The sequence below is a fragment of the Kluyvera chengduensis genome, from assembly GCF_044197065.1.
Lineage (GTDB): Bacteria > Pseudomonadota > Gammaproteobacteria > Enterobacterales > Enterobacteriaceae > Kluyvera > Kluyvera ascorbata_C.
Genome location: NZ_JBIQOI010000006.1, coordinates 109,704 through 127,961, shown reverse-complemented (window position 1 = coordinate 127,961; position 18,258 = coordinate 109,704). Strand labels below are relative to the sequence as shown.

The window sequence follows — 18,258 nt, the reverse complement described above, 5'->3', positions numbered from 1 at the left end:
TATTATTTTGCGCCATTGATGTGACAGCAAGGCGATAGCCATCAAAAAGATCAACTAACTCATTGTAGAAAACGCTTGCGGAGCAGGAAGAGTGTTAAATTTCGACGAGGGGAGTAAAAAAGTAGACCAGATGGTCAAAATTTACATTTAACCAACAAATCTTAGATAGATAACATCTAAAAATAAGAGATTCATAATAAAACAACCAAAAAAACAGATAAAATAAAGGGCAATAAAATATTGCCCTGTGTAATCAATTGATTATGACTACAATAACCACATCACGATGGGTAATAAATACTTATAGTTCATTCAAATTCAACACATCACGCATATCAAAAAGACCATTTTTCTTAGCTTTTAGCCACAGTGCCGATCTTACCGCGCCGTTAGCAAAGGTCATGCGGCTGGAAGCCTTATGCGTAATCTCTACACGCTCGCCGATATCGGCAAACATTGCAGTGTGTTCACCGACAATGTCTCCGGCGCGAACGGTGGCAAAACCAATGGTGCCCGGCACGCGTTCGCCGGTATAACCTTCGCGGGAGTAGACCGCGCAGTCCTTCAGATCTTTATCCAGCGCCCCGGCGATTGCTTCGCCCATCGCCAGCGCCGTGCCCGATGGCGCATCCACTTTATGGCGGTGGTGCGCTTCAATAATTTCGATATCGGTATAATCACCCATCACTTTCGCCGCTTTCTCCAGCAGCTTGAGCATGACGTTAACGCCGACGCTAAAGTTGGCCGCGAAAACGATCGCAATCTCTTGTGAAGCTTCGCGAATAGCCTGTTTACCGGCATCATCGAAACCGGTGGTGCCAATGACCATGCCTTTACCGTGCTGACGACAAAACGCCAGATGCGCCAGCGTGCCTTCCGGACGGGTAAAATCGATGAACACGTCAAAATCATCTTTTACCGCTTCCAGGCTGCTCTGAACGGTGACGCCAGATTTTCCTGCGCCCGCCAGTTCACCGGCATCGCTGCCCAGTAAAGAAGAGCCTTCACGCTCCAGCGCAGCCCCTAATTGAACCCCTTCCATCGCCAGGGTTGCCTGGATTAACTGCCGTCCCATGCGGCCGCCAGCGCCAGCAATGGCGACGCGGATTTGTGCTTCATGCATAGCTATTCTCTTTTGTTAAAATTGCGTAAATCGTTTTCAGAGTAACCAGCCCGCTGCAGGGTCGCCAGCCGAAAACGCCCATAATTAGAATTTAATGATAAACAGAGAGGAATATCAGTAAAAGACATGATTCATCCCGTAGGATGAATCATTGCCGCCGCAAAGGAAAGAAGTCAAACGCGCTCAGGATGGCGCAAGACGATGGAAAAATAACGGGAAAACCGAGCAGTGACCAGCGAATCCGCGAAGATAATTTCGCCAGGCGCGTTTTACGCCTCGAGCGTATAGTTGACGATCATCTGCCCCTTTTTCATCTTCACTTGGGTAATCGTCACCGGCCCAATGTCCGAAAGATGGGCAACGTGGGTTCCCCCGCACGGGTAAGCCGGGAGATGGCCAAAACCAACCTGACGCAACCCATCGGCGAAGGTCACCTGTCGGGCAAGATTTTCCGCCTGCCAGGCGCTGATTTTTGCCAGCAGCGACGGCGCATCCGGCAGCGTGCCGTTTCCAGCGGCGGCGAAAGTAATACGCCCCTCATTGGGCCAATGGTGCGCTTTTACCGGATGCCAGCCGTATTCGGTTCCCGCCAGACCAATCAAATGCCCCGCAGAATGCAGCCGGGCGTGCAGCTGGCGCTGCGCGGCATCCACGCGCAGATTCACGGCGCCGGGAGATAACGGTTTTGCCACGATATGCAGCACATCATCACCGCGCGACAGCACCGCTTCAACCGGCTCATCATCAATCCAGCCCACATCCGCAGGCTGCCCGCCGCCCTGCGGGTGAAATAGCGTGCTATCCAGCACCACCGCGTAGCGCCCGTCCGGCTCTGGCGTACAACTCAGCACGTTAGCCTGGCCTTCAGTGTTATCGCAGGTGTAGTAAAGACGTTCAGTCATGATTGTTCTCCTCTTGATGAGAAGAGTATATTCACTTTATCAACGGCGATAATCCCGCGCCCACTCAATGCATCTTTGCCTGGTACGCACAAATGAACCCTAACCTTCTTCCCGACCTGGCCACCTTTGTGTTGATCATCGACCAGGGCAGCTTTACCGCGGCGGCAAAAGCCGCCGGAGCCACACCTTCCGCCATCAGCCGCAGCGTGTCGCGCCTGGAGCAGGCGCTGGGCAGTAAGTTGCTGCATCGCACCACCCGCAAGCTGGCACTGAGCGAGACGGGGAAAATGGTGTATGAACACGCACAGGAGATGCTGAATGCCGCGCAGATGGCGCTGGATTCCGGCAGTAGCCGCCAGCAGGTGGCGCAGGGCAAGCTGACCGTGAGCGTGCCGAAAGCGGTGGGACGTTTTGTGATTCATCCGCTGATGGCTGAGTTCCTGGAACGCTACCCGGACGTCGACGTGTGTCTGCGCCTTGAAGACCGCTATATGGATTTGATTGACGACGGCATCGACCTGGCGCTACGTATCAGCCAGTCACCCTCCCCCGGCCTGTACGGCAAAGCGCTGATGCCGGTGAGCCATGTGATTTGCGCCACTCCAACGTATTTACGTCAGCACGGCACGCCGGATACCCCACAGGCACTGCGCGAACATTGCTGTATCAGCCTTGGCGAAACGCCCGCCGACTCGCGCTGGAAATTCCGCCTGGGTGACAAAAGCGAGACGATTCAGACTCACGGGCGCTATGCCGCTAACCATACCGGCGTGCGGCTGGATGCGGTGAAAAACCACCTCGGCATTGGCAGCCTGCCGCTGTTTACCGCGCGGGAGGCGCTGGCTAACGGTGAGATTGTGCAGGTGCTGCCGGCGTGGGAGTTTATCAGCGACTATAGCGGCGATTTGTGGCTGTTATGGACGCGCAACCAACATATGCCCGCCAGAATGCGGGCGATGATTGATTATCTGAGTGAGAAGCTATCGCAACATAGCCGCTAAAGAAAATTACGGCGCCAGCGCAAAGACCTCTGCCACCCACTGACGGAAGCCCTCGACGTCCAGTCCCAGCGCCACCTGCGCGTTAGCGGGCTGGCCGAGCTTCCCTTCAATATCCACTACCGTTGTCCCGGCGGTATATTGCCCCTGTGTTTCTACGGCGACGAAGCAGTTTTGCAGGGTAAACAGCGCCGGACGCGCCAGCCAGGCAATCGCGCACAGGTCGTGCATGCGCAGGCCGCTCTGCATACTGCCGCTGCGGTAGTGGCTAAACAGCGCGTGAAGCATGCCGCCGGTTTTATTCAGCGTGGGCAGCGAGGCCAGATATTCCGGCGAGAGCGTCGCCTGGTTGGTGACGTCCAGCCCGCACATCACAATCTCCAGACCGCTGCGGAATACCAGCGCCGCCGCTTCCGGGTCAATGGCGATATTAAACTCGGCGTTCGGCGTAAAGTTACCGCGCCCGGCGGAACCGCCCATAATCACCAGGCGGCGGATGTTGAAGCGGCATTCAGGATACTGCGTCAGCAGCAGCGCGATATTGGTCAGCGGGCCAATCGCCACCAGCGTGACCGGCTCCGGCGCATGTAACAGCGCATCGCGGATGGCCTGAAACGCCGGTTTCGCCAGCGGCTGGCGGTTATGCTCGACAAAATCATAACCCTCCATGCCGGACTCACCGTGCACCGACGCGGCGTCGCGCAGCGGGCGAACCAGCGGGGCGGACGCGCCCTGCGCCAGCGGCACATCTGCATTCCAGAAATGCAGCAGCTGCAGGCCGTTACGGGTTGTTTTCTCGACGGAGACATTGCCGGCGACGGTGGTCATTAGCTGGAGATCCAGCTCGGGGGCAAACAGCGCGGCGGCAATCGCTGCGGCGTCGTCAATACCGGGGTCGGTATCCAGGAAGATAGGCAGTCGCATGATTTCTCCATAAAAAATGCCAGACGTTAAGCCTGGCATTTTTTCACATCTGCGGGAGAATTAATTTATTCGACTTCACGAACATCCACACGCAGTTCGCGCGGCACCTCAAAGACGATATTCTCTTCGCGGCCTTCAAGGGTAATCGCTTCGCCGCCGCCCAACGATTGCAGGCGAGCAATAACGTTCTGCACCAGAATATCCGGCGCGGATGCCCCGGCGGTGACGCCCACGCAGGCGGCCCCTTTCACCCAGGCTTCCTGGATGTCTGACGCATCGTCAATCAGATAGGCGGCTTTGCCCATCCGCTGCGCCAGTTCGGCCAGACGGTTGGAGTTGGAAGAGTTCTTCGACCCGACAACCAGCACCACGTCCGCCTGCTGGGCGAGCGATCGCACGGCTTCCTGACGGTTGGTGGTGGCGTAGCAGATATCATCTTTGCGCGGGCCGACGATTTTCGGGAAACGCTCACGTAGCGCGTCGATGACGTCAGAAGTGTCGTCTACCGACAGCGTGGTCTGGGTCATAAACGACAGCTTGCTTTCGTCTTTCACCGCCAGCTTCACGACGTCTTCCGGCGATTCAACCAGATACATGCCGCCTTTCGGGTTGCTGTACTGGCCCATGGTGCCTTCGACTTCCGGGTGACCGGCGTGGCCGATAAGAATCGACTCTTCGCCACGACGGCTGGCGCGCGCTACTTCCATATGCACTTTAGTGACCAGCGGGCAGGTCGCGTCAAAGACCGTCAGGTCGCGGCTTTTCGCTTCGTTACGCACGGCCTGAGAGACGCCGTGGGCGGAGAAGATCAGGATAGCGCCGTCCGGCACTTCGCTAATCTGCTCGATAAAAATAGCGCCGCGTGCGCGCAGGCTGTCCACCACGTAGCGGTTATGCACCACTTCGTGACGAACGTAGATTGGCGCGCCATAAATGGCGAGCGCATTTTCAACAATGCTGATAGCGCGGTCAACGCCTGCACAAAAGCCGCGTGGGTTGGCCAACAGGATCTGCATGTTACGCCTCCAGTACCGGATCGACTTCCAGTACTTCAATATCAAAATGAACGGTATGGCCCGCCAGCGGGTGGTTGAAATCAACCGTGATGGAGTCACCGTTGATCTCGCGGATCACGCCCGGCATCTCGCTGCCGTCCATTGCGGTGAACAGCATGATAGCGCCGATTTCCGGTTCGCCCGCATCCATAAATTCGCGGCGGGAGAAGTACTGGATAAGATCGGGCGTGGAAACACCAAACGCCGCGTCAGGCTCCAGAGAGAAAGATTTTTTGTCCCCGGCCTTAAGGCCGAGAAGATGCTGCTCCAGCCCTTCAGACAGGGAGGCATCGCCCAGACGAAACAGCGCCGGTTTGCCGTTGTTACGGGTCGACTCAGCGGTAGAGCCGTCGTCCAGTTTCAGCGTGAAGTGCACCAGCACCGCACTATTGCTTTGAATCGAATCAGACATGCAGGGACAGCCTTTTATCTTACGACATTGGAATGACGATTATTGTTATACGTTAGGCGCAACGAGTGCCCGGTGGCGCTACGCTTACCGGGCCTACAACGGATTGTAGGCCGGATAAGCGCAGCGCCATCCGGCATTATCTTACGCCTGCTTTTTCGGCAGGAAACCTTCCAGCACGATAAGCGCAGCACCGATACAAATTGCCGTATCGGCCAGGTTGAAGGTAGCAAAATGCCAGTCGCCGACGTAGAAATCGATCATGTCGACAACAAAGCCGTGCCACAGACGGTCGAACAGGTTACCCAGCGCGCCGCCAATAATCAGCGCATAGGCGATGTTATTCAGCTTTTGCGAGGCCTTCGAGCGATACATCAGCCACGCCAGCGCAATACAGATACCGATAGCGATACCCGCAAAGAACCAGCGCTGCCAGCCGCCGCTGTCGGCCAGGAAGCTAAACGCCGCGCCATAGTTACGCGCATAATGCAGATTAAGCGACGGGAACAGCGAAACCGTCTCCCCCAGAGCAAAGTTCTGGAGGATCAGGTATTTGCTGCCCAGATCGATAATCAGCACGACTACAACCAGCCACAGCCAGCGTAGCCCTGTTGAACAAATCGATTTACTCATCAGGCAAACTTACGTTTTTCGCCGTCACCGGCCACGTTGCTCACACAGCGTCCGCAAATTTCTGCGTGTTCCGCCACCTTACCGACGTCCTGAGTGTAGTGCCAGCAACGCGGGCACTTCTCACCTTCGGCTTTATTCAGCGCCACTTTCAGCCCTTTCAGCAGTTCGCTCTGCTGGGCATCGGCGGTTGCCGCTTCATAATCCGCAACGGTCGCCCCGGAGGTCAACAGGACAAATCGTAATTCGTCGCCCAGTGCGTTCAGCTTAGCCGCCAGTTCCGGCTGGGCGTACAGGGTGACTGCCGCTTCCAGAGAACCACCAACTTTCTTATCAGCACGCGCCTGCTCGATGACCTTGTTCACTTCGCCACGAACCTGCAGCAGCGCTTCCCAGAACGCATCGTTCATCGCTTCGCTGTCGGCCAGGCCAAACAGACCTTCATACCATTCGCCGGTGAAGACGTACTTCTCGCGGTTACCCGGCAGGTAGCCCCAGATTTCGTCGGCGGTGAAGGACATGATTGGCGCCATCCAGCGAACCAGCGCTTCTGCGATATGGTACAGCGCAGTCTGGCAGCTACGACGCGCCACGCTGTCCGCTTTCGCGGTGTACTGGCGGTCTTTGATGATGTCGAGGTAGAACGAGCCCATTTCTACGGAGCAGAAGCGCATCAGGCGCTGTACCACTTCGTGGAAGTCATAGGATTCGTAGGCTTTCATGATGTCAGCCTGCGCTTCTTGCGCGCAGCCTACCGCCCAACGATCCAGCACCACCATGTCTTCCGGTTTCACCATGTCTTTTACCGGGTCGAAACCGTTAAGGTTCGCCAGCAGGAAGCGCGCGGTGTTACGGATACGACGATAGCTGTCGGCAGCACGTTTCAGGATTTCATCCGATACCGCCATTTCGCCGGTGTAGTCGGTTGATGCCACCCACAGACGCAGGATATCCGCGCCCAGTTTGTTCATCACGTCCTGCGGAGAAACGGTGTTACCGATAGATTTAGACATCTTACGGCCCTGACCATCCACGGTGAAGCCGTGGGTCAGTACCTGGCGATATGGCGCTTTGCCTTTCATCGCGACGCTAATCATCAGGGAGGACATGAACCAGCCGCGGTGTTGGTCAGAACCTTCCAGATACATGTCCGCAGAATGGCCGCCGAACTCAGGGCGCGCATCCACAACGGAGTAGCTGGTTGAACCGGAGTCGAACCATACGTCCAGAGTATCTGGCACTTTGACGTAGTTGTCCGCGTCGTCGCCGAGGATTTCACGCGGGTCGAGATCCCACCACGCCTGAATACCGTCTTTCTCAACGTACTTAGCGACCGCTTCCATCAGTTCAGTGGTGCGCGGGTGCAGCTCTTCGGTGTCTTTATGCACGAACAGCGCCATTGGCACGCCCCAGGTACGCTGACGGGAGATACACCAGTCAGGACGGTTCGCCACCATGGATTCGATTCGTGCTTTACCCCAGGCCGGGATCCAGCCGCTCAGATCTTCTTTCGCCAGGCCTTCCTGCTCGATGCGGTCGATCTCTTTGAGAGACTGAATACGCAGGCCTTTTTTATCCATGCTGACGAACCACTGCGGGGTCGCACGGAAGATGATCGGTGACTTGTGACGCCAGCAGCATGGGTAGCTGTGCTGCATTTTTTCTACGTGCAGCAGTGCGCCTTTTTCGGTCAGCAGCGCAACGATTTTGTCGTTGGCTTTGAAGACGTTCACGCCGTCCAGTTCTGGGTAGGTGCCCGCCAGGTAAGCGCCATCAGGGCCAACCGGGTTAGCGATTTCCAGACCGTATTTTTGGCTGATCACGTAGTCGTCAGGGCCGTGGCCACCGGCGGTATGTACCGCACCGGTACCGGCATCCAGCGTCACGTGGTCGCCCAGAATGGCTGGAACGTCGAAGCCCATGAACGGGTGGGTGAAGCGCAGCAGTTCCAGCTCGGCGCCTTTGACGGTGCCCAGAATGGTGTAGTCGCTCACGCCGATGCGCTTCATCACGCTCTCAACGAGGTCGCTTGCCAGAATCAGCGCCTGGCCGTCAATCTGCACCAGCGCGTAGTCAAAATCAGGCGCCAGAGAGATAGCGCGGTTCGCTGGCAGGGTCCACGGGGTGGTGGTCCAGATAACCAGAGAGATTGGGCCGGTCACGTTGGCGGCGCCAAATTTCGCTTTTACCGCGTCCGGGTCAGCGGCGTGGAACGCCACGTCGATGGACGGGGAGGTTTTGTCATAATACTCAACTTCCGCTTCCGCCAGCGCAGAACGGCAGTCAACGCACCAGTGCACCGGCTTCGCGCCTTTGTGCAGGTGGCCGTTGGCTACGATTTTGCCCAGCGCACGAATGATGTTGGCTTCGGTTTTGAAGTCCATGGTCAGGTATGGCTTCTGCCAGTCGCCCAGCACGCCCAGACGGATGAAGTCGGTACGCTGGCCGTCAACCTGAGTTGCGGCGTATTCGCGGCACTTCGCGCGGAACTCGGCGGCGGTAAATTTCTCGCCCGGCTTGCCAAATTCTTGCTCAACTTTCAGCTCGATAGGCAGGCCGTGGCAGTCCCAGCCAGGCACGTAAGGAGAGTCATAACCGGAAAGTCCTTTGGACTTCACGATAATGTCTTTCAGAATCTTGTTAACCGAGTGACCAATATGAATGTTGCCGTTCGCATAAGGAGGGCCATCATGCAGAATGAACGTTTTTTTGCCTTTTTTGGCTGCACGAATGATGCCGTACAGGTCATCATCAGTCCAACGCGCCAGCATTCCCGGTTCACGCTTGGCGAGATCGCCGCGCATCGGGAACCCTGTTTCCGGCAAATTCAGGGTTGATTTATAGTCACTCATCAGATTCTCGGTTCCGTATATTTACGTAGGCATTTAAGCCGGGTTTGAAAGCCCAAAAAACTCGCGGGCCGTTAATTCATCACGCGCAATCTGCGCTTTTAGTTCATCCAGCGATGCGAATCGCTGCTCGTTGCGTATTTTTTTACGCAGCACTACATCTATATGGCGACCGTAAAGGTCCATTACAACGTCGAGCAAATGCACTTCCAGTTGCTGGCGAACGCCGGCAACGGTCGGGCGCGTACCAATGTTTGCCACGCCCGGCAGAGGCTTATCACCCAGCCCCGTCACTTCCACCGCATAGACCCCTTTAACCGGGGACACCTGACGACGCAGCGGTAAATTCGCCGTCGGGAAACCAATGGTTCGGCCTAGCTCATCGCCGTGCACCACGCGCCCGGAGATAATAAACGGATGACCCAGCAGGCTTTCGGCCTGTTCGAGGTTATCCTCGGCCAGCGCCTGACGCACCGCGGTGCTGCTGATGCGCACGCCCCCGTGGCAGAAGGTTTCGGTACTGGTGATATCGAAACCAAACTCTACGCCAGCCTTCTGTAATAACAAGAAATCGCCCTGACGACCAGCGCCGAAGCGGAAATCATCACCGACGGCGAGGAACTGCACCCCCAGGCGCTTCACCAGCAGTTCGCTGATAAAGTCCTGCGCGGTCAGCGCCGCAAAGCGACGGTCAAAGCGCACACAGAGTACGTAGTCCACTCCACTCTCGGCCAGATAGCGCAGCTTTTCACGCAGCCGCGTTAAGCGTGCCGGGGCCTTGTCAGCCGCGAAAAGCTCCAGCGGCTGCGGTTCAAAAATCATCACCACCACAGGCAAACCGCGCGCCCTGCCTTCGGCACGTAAGCCTTGCAGCAACGCCTGATGCCCACGATGCACACCGTCGAAATTACCAATGGTCAGCACGCACCCATGCGGTGCCTGACTGAGATTATGTATGCCGCGTATCAGCTTCATGTCTGGCTCAAAAGAGTGAAAATCGTCAGAGTATACCTTGTACAACCCGCCACGTTAACCCGCGATTACACCTCACGGCGGAAAGAAGGAATGTTTTCATCAGCATCCGTTGGAAAGGTAAGAAAATATGGCCGACGCGCATGATTTTTGTGCCGGAAGGACTGTATTCGTTGCCCACAAGCTGGTAGAATCCTGCGCCATCAATACGTAATGCAGCGTTGTCAAATTAACGGCGCTTATTTGCACAAATCCATTGACAAAAGAAGGCTAAACGGGCATATTCCTCGGCCTTTGAATTGTCCATATAGAACACATTTGGGAGTTGGCCTTGGCTAATATCAAATCAGCTAAGAAGCGCGCCGTTCAGTCTGAAAAGGCTCGCAAACACAACGCTAGCCGTCGCTCTATGATGCGTACTTTCATCAAGAAAGTATACGCAGCTATCGAAGCTGGCGACAAAGCTACTGCACTGAAAGCATTTAACGAAATGCAACCAATCGTGGACCGTCAGGCTGCTAAAGGTCTGATCCACAAAAACAAAGCTGCACGTCATAAAGCAAACCTGACTGCACAGATCAACAAACTGGCTTAATCGCCCGCTTGTTATCAGCTTTGAAAAAGACCCGCTTAATGCGGGTTTTTTTATGCCTGTAATTTGGGTTATTCCCCGGCGGGCTGCTCTTGGCCGGGCTACAAACGCATGCAGCACCGGCCCTCTGGTACGGCTGATTATTTAAATGGTTCGGCAAACAGCGCCGAATAATCGCGATGGCAAATACGCTGCACCGCCGGATGCTGAATCATCCGTTCGGCAAAGATCGCGTGATACTCTTCCATCACGTTGTCCATCCGACCAATCTCAACGATATTGTTATCGGCATAGAAGTCATGCGCGTACAGCGTTGGCGCCACAAAGATGGCGTTATGCGCCGCGCCAAACGCCTTCATCAGCGCGGCATCGTCAAACTCCCCCAGAATCTCAACCTTCAGTCCCTGGACGTTAAACCAGTTCAGCAGTTTACGCCCCAGCATCGAGCGACGACCCGGGATCAGCAGCCGACGCTCCTCCAGGCAAGCCGGGAACGGTTTTTCCGGCGGTGGATTCATGCACCAGAAGCTGACGCTGCATTCGCCGATTTTCACCGAGAACAGCCCTTCTTGCTGCGTTGAATCGATCGGGCAATCGGAGATAATCATATCCAGCTTATGCTGGCTCAACTGCTCCAGCAGCATCTCATGCGTCGATTCAAAGCAGCGCAGGTGGATCTGTTCATCTTCCACCACCGCGGCGTCCAGCACGCCACTGACCAGCCGTTTAGAAAGCGCATCCGCCACGCCGACGTCGAACAGCAGGTTCGACTCTTTGCGGTAGTTAACAATGTCCAGCATCTCCTGGCTTAGGGTAAACATTTTATCCGCATAGCGGAAGACCAGTTCACCCAGCTCGCTCGGCTCAATACCGCGCCCTTTACGTTTAAACAGTTTGCCCTGCAACCGTTCTTCCAGCGCCTTGATCTGCCCGGTGATGGTTTGCGGCGTCAGGAACAGCGCCTCCGCCGCCCCCACGACCGAGCCTTCCTTGTAGACATGCCAGAAGTAATAAAGGTGGTTGTAATTAATGTGCGACATGCCCTGTGCTCCCCTCTCCTTTGATTTTCATCTTGCGTTTAGGCCATCTGCGGCTTCAAACGCGCACGTAATAAACTGTATCCCACCACCGCCGACATCACCGAGCCAATCAGGATGCCGAGCTTCGCCCAGTTAATCAGCGACGGGTCGACGCTGCCGAAGGCGAGGCTGGCGATGAAGATAGACATGGTGAAGCCAATCCCGCACAGCAGGCCGACGGCCATAATCTGCGAGAAGTTCGCCCCTTCTGGCAGTTTTGCCAGCTTGAGCTTCAGCGCCAACCAGCAGAACAGGCTGACGCCGAGCGGCTTACCGATAAACAGACCCGCGATGATACCCAGCGGCAGCAGCGAGGTCAGCCCGGCGAGCGTGACGCCCTGTAGGGAGACACCGGCATTGGCAAAGGCAAACAGCGGCAGGATCATAAAGGCCACCCACGGGTGCAGCACGTGTTCAAGCTGCTTCGCTGGCGACTTACCGTTCTGCTCGCGCAGCGGGATAAAGAAGCCAACAATAACCCCAGCCAGGGTGGCATGAACGCCGGACTTCAGCACCGCCGTCCACAGGATCACACCCACCAGAATATAGATACCGGTCCGGCGCACGCCGCTGACGTTCAGTAACGCCAGCACCGCAATGGCAGCCGCAGCGACAGCCAGCGACAGCAGTGACAAGTCATGGGTGTAGAACAGCGCGATAATCACGATGGCACCCAGATCGTCGATGATGGCCAATGCCATCAGGAAGATTTTGAGCGAGGCCGGTACACGGCTGCCCAGCAGCGCCAGCACGCCAAGCGCAAAGGCGATATCCGTCGCCGCAGGAATCGCCCAGCCGCCGCTCGCAATCGGGTCCTGAGCGTTAAACGCCAGGTAAACCAGCGCAGGCACCACCATGCCGCCCAGCGCGGCGATTACCGGGAAAATAGCCTGACGACGCGTGGCAAGCGACCCTTGCATCATCTCGCGTTTGACCTCAAGACCAATCAGCAGGAAAAACACCGCCATCAGGGCATCGTTAATCCACAGCAGCATGTTCTTGTTAATTTCTAATGCGCCCACGCGCAGCTGCACCGGCGTTTCCAGAAAGGCATGATACAAGCCGCTGGTCGCGCCCATGTTGGCCATCAGCATAGCCAGAACGGCAGCAATAATCAGGATGATGCCACCTGAGGCATCGTTGCTAAAAAAGCGCTGAAGATGCTTCACTTTTACTCTCTCTATAAACAGATATTCATCGATAAAACCATGTTATCGCGTCTAACAGATCGGTAAAATCAGATTATAACTGGATGATAATTCAGTTTAGCCGAACAATAAAAAACCCGAAGCGGAAGGCTTCGGGTTTTTGTCTGGTCCGCACTCGCCCGAGGGGCGAAAGGTTAACGGGTCAAATCGTCAAAGAACTTCTTCACGCCGTCGAAAAAGCTTTTCGAACGTGGGCTGTTGTTCTCGCCAGTTGGACCGCCGAAGCTTTCCTGCAGGTCTTTCAGCAGCTGTTTCTGCTTCTCGTTCAGGCCGACCGGGGTTTCTACCACCACGCGACACAGCAGGTCGCCCTGCACGCCGCCGCGAACGGATTTCACGCCCTTGCCGCGCATACGGAACAGTTTACCGGTTTGCGTTTCGCCTGGAATTTTCAGCTTCACGCGGCCGTCGAGCGTCGGAACTTCAATCTCACCGCCCAGAGCGGCCATAGAGAAGTTGATCGGCACTTCACAGTACAGGTTGTTGCCTTCACGCTCAAAGATAGCGTGCTGCTTCACCTGGACCTGTACGTACAGGTCGCCTGCCGGTGCACCGTGCTCGCCCGCTTCGCCTTCGCCGGTCAGACGAATACGATCGCCGGTGTCCACGCCTGCCGGAATTTTAACGGACAGGGTTTTAGTCTTCTCAACGCGACCGTGACCGTGGCATTTGTTGCACGGATCTTTAATCAGCGTACCGCGGCCCTGACAGTGTGGACAGGTCTGCTGTACGGCGAAGAAGCCCTGACGCATCTGCACCTGGCCGGAGCCGTGACAGGTTGGACAGGTTTGTGGCTGTGAGCCCGCTTTAGCACCGCTGCCGTGGCAGATGTCGCACTCTTCCAGCGTCGGGATGCGGATCTCTTTGGTCACACCACGAACCGCTTCTTCTAGCGTCAGATCCATGTTGTAGCGCAGATCTGCACCACGGGACGCGCGCTGACGACCGCGACCGCCGCCAAAGATATCGCCGAATACGTCACCAAAGATATCGCTGAAGTCCGCGCCGCCGCCGAAACCACCGGCACCGCCGCCGCCCATGCCGCCCTGTTCAAAGGCTGCATGACCGTACTGATCGTAGGCCGCACGCTTCTGCGCGTCGGTCAGGATCTCGTACGCTTCTTTGATCTCTTTAAACTTGGCTTCGGCCTCTTTATCACCCTGGTTGCGGTCCGGGTGGAATTTCATGGCCAGGCGCTTGTACGCCTTTTTGATTTCACGCTCTTCCGCTGTTTTGGAAACGCCCAAAATCTCGTAATAGTCTTGCTTTGCCATTGGTTTTTTTCAGCCCCTTAACATGCGAGCACGGGCGGAGAGGAAACCCTCTTCGCCCGTGCTGATTAATTACCCTGCATCAGGGCGATTATTTTTTGTCTTTCACTTCTTCGAACTCAGCGTCAACAACGTCGTCGTCTTTCGCATTGTTCGCGGAAGCATCAGCGCCTGCGGCACCCGCCTGCTGCTGTGCGTGCTGCTGCTGAGCGATTTCCATCAGTTTCTGGGAAACCTGTGCCAGCGCCTGCATTTTCGCTTCGATGTCCGCTTTGTCTTCGCCTTTCAGAGACGCTTCCAGTGCGGTCAGCGCAGACTCGATGGCAGTTTTGTCATCAGCTGGCAGCTGTTCGCCGGCTTCTTCAACCTGCTTACGGGTGCTGTGCAGCAGATGGTCGCCCTGGTTACGGGTCTGAACCAGCTCTTCAAACTTACGGTCAGATTCAGCGTTCGCTTCAGCTTCACGAACCATTTTCTGAATTTCTTCTTCGTTCAGACCGGAAGAAGCCTTAATGGTGATCTTCTGCTCTTTACCGCTGTTTTTGTCTTTCGCGGAAACGTGCAGGATACCATCAGCATCGATATCGAAGGTCACTTCGATCTGCGGCATGCCGCGCGGTGCTGGGCTGATACCGTCCAGGTTGAACTGACCCAGTGATTTGTTATCGGATGCACGTTTACGTTCACCCTGAATCACGTGGATGGTTACCGCAGACTGGTTGTCTTCAGCGGTAGAGAACACCTGGCTGTGCTTAGTTGGAATGGTGGTGTTTTTGTTGATGAGCGCAGTCATCACACCGCCCATGGTTTCGATACCCAGAGACAGCGGGGTAACGTCCAGCAGCAGCACGTCTTTAACTTCACCGGTCAGAACGCCGCCCTGAACTGCTGCGCCGATAGCAACAGCTTCGTCCGGGTTAACGTCTTTACGCGGTTCTTTACCAAAGAACTCAGCAACTTTTTTCTGCACCATTGGCATACGAGTCTGACCACCGACCAGGATAACGTCCTGGATATCGGATACGGACAGGCCAGCATCCTGCAGCGCAACTTTCAGCGGCTCGATAGAACGGTTAACCAGGTCTTCTACCAGGCTTTCCAGTTTCGCACGGGTCACTTTGATGTTCATGTGTTTAGGACCGGTCGCGTCTGCAGTGATGTACGGCAGGTTCACGTCGGTCTGCTGAGCGGAAGACAGTTCAATCTTCGCTTTCTCAGCGGCTTCTTTCAGGCGCTGCATCGCCAGCGGGTCGTTACGCAGGTCGATGCCCTGATCTTTCTTAAACTCGTCAACGAGGTAGTTGATCAGGCGGGTATCGAAGTCTTCGCCACCCAGGTGGGTATCACCGTTGGTTGCCAGAACTTCAAAGGTTTTTTCGCCATCAACTTCGTCGATTTCGATAACGGAAATATCGAAGGTACCACCACCGAGGTCGTATACCGCGATAGTACGGTTGCCGACTTCTTTATCCAGACCGTAAGCCAGTGCAGCTGCGGTTGGTTCGTTGATGATACGTTTGACTTCCAGACCTGCGATACGGCCAGCATCTTTAGTTGCCTGACGCTGAGCATCGTTGAAGTAGGCAGGTACGGTGATAACAGCTTCGGTTACCGGTTCACCCAGGTAATCTTCAGCGGTTTTCTTCATTTTCTTCAGCACTTCAGCAGAGATCTGCGGTGGCGCAGTTTTGGTGCCTTTCACATCAAGCCATGCGTCGCCATTGTCTGCGGCAACAATTTTGTAAGGCATGATAGAAACGTCACGCTGAACTTCTTCGTCCTGGAAGCGGCGGCCAATCAGGCGTTTAATCGCAAACAGGGTGTTTTGCGGGTTTGTCACTGCCTGACGTTTAGCCGGCTGACCAACCAGAGTTTCACCATCCTGGGTATAAGCAATGATAGAAGGCGTGGTGCGGTCGCCTTCGGCGTTCTCCAGAACGCGAGCGGTAGTGCCATCCATAATCGCTACACAAGAGTTGGTAGTACCCAGGTCGATACCAATAATTTTACCCATCTAAACGTCTCCACTAAAAATTCAGTCAACATGTGGTTGTGAATCTGTAATAAGGGCGAAACCTACGGTTTCAACTGCCCTGAATCGTTTTTTTTCAGACTCACTCACTGCGGTTGACTACAAGATGGGGTCGCAACGTCATCCATCAAGGGGCAAAAGTAAAATTTTTTCATTCAGTGCGGTTTTCGTCCGAGCATATTGCCCTCTTCAGGATTCAAATCATTCAAATTAAATATATAAAAACATCAATATATTCAGTTGATTATTGTCATAAGTTGAAATGATTGAGCGCAGAAAGCCATATCGGAGAGGGATAAAATCCGCCTTTACCTTTGATGTTGTTAAAGGGTCAATCCGGTAAGGAATAAAATGAAAACATTATTAAAAGTCTCTGCGGGCCTGGCTTTCGGCCTGATGCTAGCGTCTTCCGCCTACGCCAACGATCATAAAACGCTGGGCGTCATTGCTTTACCCCGTAATGAAACCAGCGATCTGACGCTTAAGCTGCCGGTTTGTCGTGTCGTCAAACGCATCAAGCTGACCGTCGATCGCGGTGATGCCGAACTCAGCGGCGCATCCGTCTACTTCAAGGCCGCACGCAGCAGCAGCCAGAGCCTGAACGTGCCGTCCTCCCTGAAAGAAGGAAGCACGACCGATTGGATCAATATCAACAGCGATAACGACAATAAACGCTGCGTTTCCAAAATCACCTTCTCTGGGCATACCGTGAACTCTTCCGATATGGCTTCTTTAAAAATCATCGGCGACGACTAACCAGCCCTCTGCGAAGCGATAACCTCAATGAAAGTTTCATACCTGAATGATGAAGACCTCGTTTTTCTTCAGCACTGTAGCGAAGAGCAACTGGCCAACCTTGCACAACTGCTGACCCACAATGAAAAAGGTAAGCGTCGCCTGTCCAGCACCCTGCTGCATAACGAACTCTATATGTCGATGGACGGACATCCGGAGCAGCATCGTCGCAATTGGCAGCTGATTGCCGGTGAGTTCCAGCATTTCGGCGGCGACAGTATCGCCAACCAGATTCGCGGTCACGGCAAGCTGTACCGCGAAATTCTGCGCGATGTGGCTAAACGACTGGGCCTTAAAGCCGACAAAGCCATGCCGACGCCGGCCATCGAAAAAATGCTGCTGGAACAGTTTGTTCGCAACGCCTGGAAGCGCATGAACGATGAGCAGAAAGCGCGCTTTCATGCCGCCGTTGAATTGAAGGTCATGGAGCTGGAAGCCCTGCTGTCGCACCTCATCGACCATCATCGTCTTGATCATGGTATTGAACATCTGTTGGGTGAACAGCTGAGTCATATCCTGCACAAACATGCGGCCGTCAGCGTGATTGGTCACGGCCTGATGCGCGGCGCAGGTCTTGGCGGCCCGGTGGGCGCAGCGGTAAACGGCGTGAAGGCCGTCAGCGGAAGCGCTTATCGTGTGACCATCCCTGCGGTGCTGCGCATTGCCTGTCTGCGTCGAGTTATTGCCAAAGCCGCGCTGCAACGCGCCGGTTAATCGACCTCTGCGGGAGAAAATATTTCATTTTCCCCCGTTCAGATCATAGACAGCCGGTATGACCATGATTATCATGCCGCGCCCCCGTATATGGGGAAAGAACTTCACCATTCAATGATGATTTGAGGAATTATGGGCAACACTAAGTTGGCTAACCCGGCACCGCTGGGCCTGATGGGCTTCGGCATGACCACCATTCTGTTAAACCTGCACAATGCGGGTTTCTTTGCTTTCGACGGTATTATTCTCGCAATGGGTATTTTTTACGGTGGTATCGCGCAGATTTTCGCGGGCCTGCTGGAATACAAAAAAGGGAATACTTTCGGTCTGACCGCATTCACCTCTTACGGCTCTTTCTGGCTGACGCTGGTTGCTATTCTGCTGCTGCCGAAGATGGGTCTGTCCGACGCGCCTAACGCACAGTTCCTCGGCGCTTACCTGGGCCTGTGGGGCGTGTTCACGCTGTTCATGTTCTTCGGTACGCTGAAAGCTGCACGCATGCTGCAGTTCGTGTTCCTGAGCCTGACGGTTCTGTTCGCCCTGCTGGCCATTGGCAATATCAACGGCAACGAAGCGGTTATCCACGTTGCTGGCTGGGTTGGCCTGATCTGTGGTGCGAGCGCCATTTATCTGGCAATGGGTGAAGTGCTGAACGAACAGTTCGGTCGCACCGTACTGCCGATTGGTGAAAAGCACTAATCCTTG

At 55.2% G+C, this 18,258-nt stretch carries 17 protein-coding genes; 5 read left to right on the top strand and 12 right to left on the bottom strand.

The features are described from left to right. Positions 1–301: 301 nt before the first annotated feature. On the bottom strand, positions 302–1,123 hold the full coding sequence (dapB, locus tag ACH1XZ_RS16180; RefSeq protein WP_395596384.1) for a 4-hydroxy-tetrahydrodipicolinate reductase: 822 nt from the start codon (positions 1,121–1,123) through the stop codon (positions 302–304). 269 nt (positions 1,124–1,392) lie between these two features. Next, positions 1,393–2,025, bottom strand: coding sequence for an alanyl-tRNA editing protein (locus ACH1XZ_RS16175; protein ID WP_395596383.1), 633 nt, complete (start codon positions 2,023–2,025; stop codon positions 1,393–1,395). Between the two features lie 92 nt (positions 2,026–2,117). On the opposite strand from ACH1XZ_RS16175, the gene ACH1XZ_RS16170 reads away from it, so the two are divergent. Then, a complete protein-coding gene (locus tag ACH1XZ_RS16170) occupies positions 2,118–3,026 on the top strand; it encodes a LysR family transcriptional regulator (RefSeq protein WP_395596382.1) in 909 nt (302 codons plus the stop codon). A gap of 6 nt (positions 3,027–3,032) precedes the next feature. Here the strand turns inward: ACH1XZ_RS16170 and rihC are convergent, their stop codons facing one another. From rihC to ribF, 6 genes are all read right to left on the bottom strand, one after another. Continuing rightward, the gene (rihC, locus tag ACH1XZ_RS16165; protein ID WP_395596381.1) at positions 3,033–3,947 is read right to left on the bottom strand and encodes a ribonucleoside hydrolase RihC; all 915 of its coding nucleotides are present in this window, start codon (positions 3,945–3,947) and stop codon (positions 3,033–3,035) included. Between the two features lie 65 nt (positions 3,948–4,012). Further along, on the bottom strand, positions 4,013–4,963 hold the full coding sequence (gene ispH / locus ACH1XZ_RS16160) for a 4-hydroxy-3-methylbut-2-enyl diphosphate reductase (RefSeq protein ID WP_395596380.1): 951 nt from the start codon (positions 4,961–4,963) through the stop codon (positions 4,013–4,015). 1 nt (position 4,964) lies between these two features. Further along, positions 4,965–5,414, bottom strand: coding sequence for an FKBP-type peptidyl-prolyl cis-trans isomerase (gene fkpB, locus ACH1XZ_RS16155; RefSeq protein WP_395596379.1), 450 nt, complete (start codon positions 5,412–5,414; stop codon positions 4,965–4,967). 141 nt (positions 5,415–5,555) lie between these two features. Continuing rightward, on the bottom strand, positions 5,556–6,044 hold the full coding sequence (gene lspA, locus ACH1XZ_RS16150; RefSeq protein WP_395596378.1) for a signal peptidase II: 489 nt from the start codon (positions 6,042–6,044) through the stop codon (positions 5,556–5,558). After that, on the bottom strand, positions 6,044–8,893 hold the full coding sequence (ileS, locus tag ACH1XZ_RS16145; RefSeq protein WP_395596377.1) for an isoleucine--tRNA ligase: 2,850 nt from the start codon (positions 8,891–8,893) through the stop codon (positions 6,044–6,046). The genes lspA and ileS overlap by 1 nt, the downstream gene beginning before the upstream one ends. A 33-nt stretch (positions 8,894–8,926) precedes the next feature. After that, positions 8,927–9,865, bottom strand: coding sequence for a bifunctional riboflavin kinase/FAD synthetase (gene ribF, locus ACH1XZ_RS16140; RefSeq protein ID WP_395596376.1), 939 nt, complete (start codon positions 9,863–9,865; stop codon positions 8,927–8,929). Positions 9,866–10,193: 328 nt separating this feature from the next. Here ribF and rpsT point away from each other — a divergent pair, with 328 nt between their 5' ends. Continuing rightward, complete coding sequence (gene rpsT, locus ACH1XZ_RS16135; RefSeq protein ID WP_003018940.1) at positions 10,194–10,457, top strand: 30S ribosomal protein S20; 264 nt, start codon at positions 10,194–10,196, stop codon at positions 10,455–10,457. Between the two features lie 137 nt (positions 10,458–10,594). Here the strand turns inward: rpsT and nhaR are convergent, their stop codons facing one another. From nhaR to dnaK, 4 genes are all read right to left on the bottom strand, one after another. Further along, entirely contained in the window at positions 10,595–11,494 is a 900-nt protein-coding gene (nhaR, locus tag ACH1XZ_RS16130; RefSeq protein ID WP_395596375.1) for a transcriptional activator NhaR, read from the bottom strand. 38 nt (positions 11,495–11,532) lie between these two features. Continuing rightward, positions 11,533–12,702, bottom strand: a complete 1,170-nt coding sequence (gene nhaA, locus ACH1XZ_RS16125; RefSeq protein ID WP_395596374.1) for a Na+/H+ antiporter NhaA — start codon at positions 12,700–12,702, stop codon at positions 11,533–11,535. Between the two features lie 173 nt (positions 12,703–12,875). Next, complete coding sequence (gene dnaJ / locus ACH1XZ_RS16120) at positions 12,876–14,015, bottom strand: molecular chaperone DnaJ (protein ID WP_185668290.1); 1,140 nt, start codon at positions 14,013–14,015, stop codon at positions 12,876–12,878. 88 nt (positions 14,016–14,103) lie between these two features. Further along, entirely contained in the window at positions 14,104–16,026 is a 1,923-nt protein-coding gene (dnaK, locus tag ACH1XZ_RS16115) for a molecular chaperone DnaK (protein ID WP_395596373.1), read from the bottom strand. A gap of 369 nt (positions 16,027–16,395) precedes the next feature. On the opposite strand from dnaK, the gene ACH1XZ_RS16110 reads away from it, so the two are divergent. From ACH1XZ_RS16110 to satP, 3 genes are all read left to right on the top strand, one after another. Next, on the top strand, positions 16,396–16,800 hold the full coding sequence (locus ACH1XZ_RS16110) for a DUF2541 family protein (protein ID WP_395596372.1): 405 nt from the start codon (positions 16,396–16,398) through the stop codon (positions 16,798–16,800). A gap of 27 nt (positions 16,801–16,827) precedes the next feature. Then, complete coding sequence (gene msyB / locus ACH1XZ_RS16105) at positions 16,828–17,553, top strand: acidic protein MsyB (RefSeq protein WP_395596371.1); 726 nt, start codon at positions 16,828–16,830, stop codon at positions 17,551–17,553. A 132-nt stretch (positions 17,554–17,685) separates the two neighbouring features. Continuing rightward, the gene (gene satP / locus ACH1XZ_RS16100; RefSeq protein WP_395596370.1) at positions 17,686–18,252 is read left to right on the top strand and encodes an acetate uptake transporter; all 567 of its coding nucleotides are present in this window, start codon (positions 17,686–17,688) and stop codon (positions 18,250–18,252) included. Positions 18,253–18,258: the final 6 nt, after the last annotated feature.

Bases quoted from the DNA above. Each gene is read 5' to 3' on its own strand.
- ACH1XZ_RS16170 (WP_395596382.1), top strand. From the start codon at position 2,118: ATGAACCCTAACCTTCTTCCCGACCTGGCCACCTTTGTGTTGATCATC.
- lspA (WP_395596378.1), bottom strand. From the start codon at position 6,044: ATGAGTAAATCGATTTGTTCAACAGGGCTACGCTGGCTGTGGCTGGTT.
- ispH (WP_395596380.1), bottom strand. From the start codon at position 4,963: ATGCAGATCCTGTTGGCCAACCCACGCGGCTTTTGTGCAGGCGTTGAC.
- nhaR (WP_395596375.1), bottom strand. From the start codon at position 11,494: ATGTCGCACATTAATTACAACCACCTTTATTACTTCTGGCATGTCTAC.
- ACH1XZ_RS16110 (WP_395596372.1), top strand. From the start codon at position 16,396: ATGAAAACATTATTAAAAGTCTCTGCGGGCCTGGCTTTCGGCCTGATG.
- satP (WP_395596370.1), top strand. From the start codon at position 17,686: ATGGGCAACACTAAGTTGGCTAACCCGGCACCGCTGGGCCTGATGGGC.
- ileS (WP_395596377.1), bottom strand. From the start codon at position 8,893: ATGAGTGACTATAAATCAACCCTGAATTTGCCGGAAACAGGGTTCCCG.
- fkpB (WP_395596379.1), bottom strand. From the start codon at position 5,414: ATGTCTGATTCGATTCAAAGCAATAGTGCGGTGCTGGTGCACTTCACG.
- ribF (WP_395596376.1), bottom strand. From the start codon at position 9,865: ATGAAGCTGATACGCGGCATACATAATCTCAGTCAGGCACCGCATGGG.
- dapB (WP_395596384.1), bottom strand. From the start codon at position 1,123: ATGCATGAAGCACAAATCCGCGTCGCCATTGCTGGCGCTGGCGGCCGC.
- msyB (WP_395596371.1), top strand. From the start codon at position 16,828: ATGAAAGTTTCATACCTGAATGATGAAGACCTCGTTTTTCTTCAGCAC.
- dnaJ (WP_185668290.1), bottom strand. From the start codon at position 14,015: ATGGCAAAGCAAGACTATTACGAGATTTTGGGCGTTTCCAAAACAGCG.
- ACH1XZ_RS16175 (WP_395596383.1), bottom strand. From the start codon at position 2,025: ATGACTGAACGTCTTTACTACACCTGCGATAACACTGAAGGCCAGGCT.
- dnaK (WP_395596373.1), bottom strand. From the start codon at position 16,026: ATGGGTAAAATTATTGGTATCGACCTGGGTACTACCAACTCTTGTGTA.
- rihC (WP_395596381.1), bottom strand. From the start codon at position 3,947: ATGCGACTGCCTATCTTCCTGGATACCGACCCCGGTATTGACGACGCC.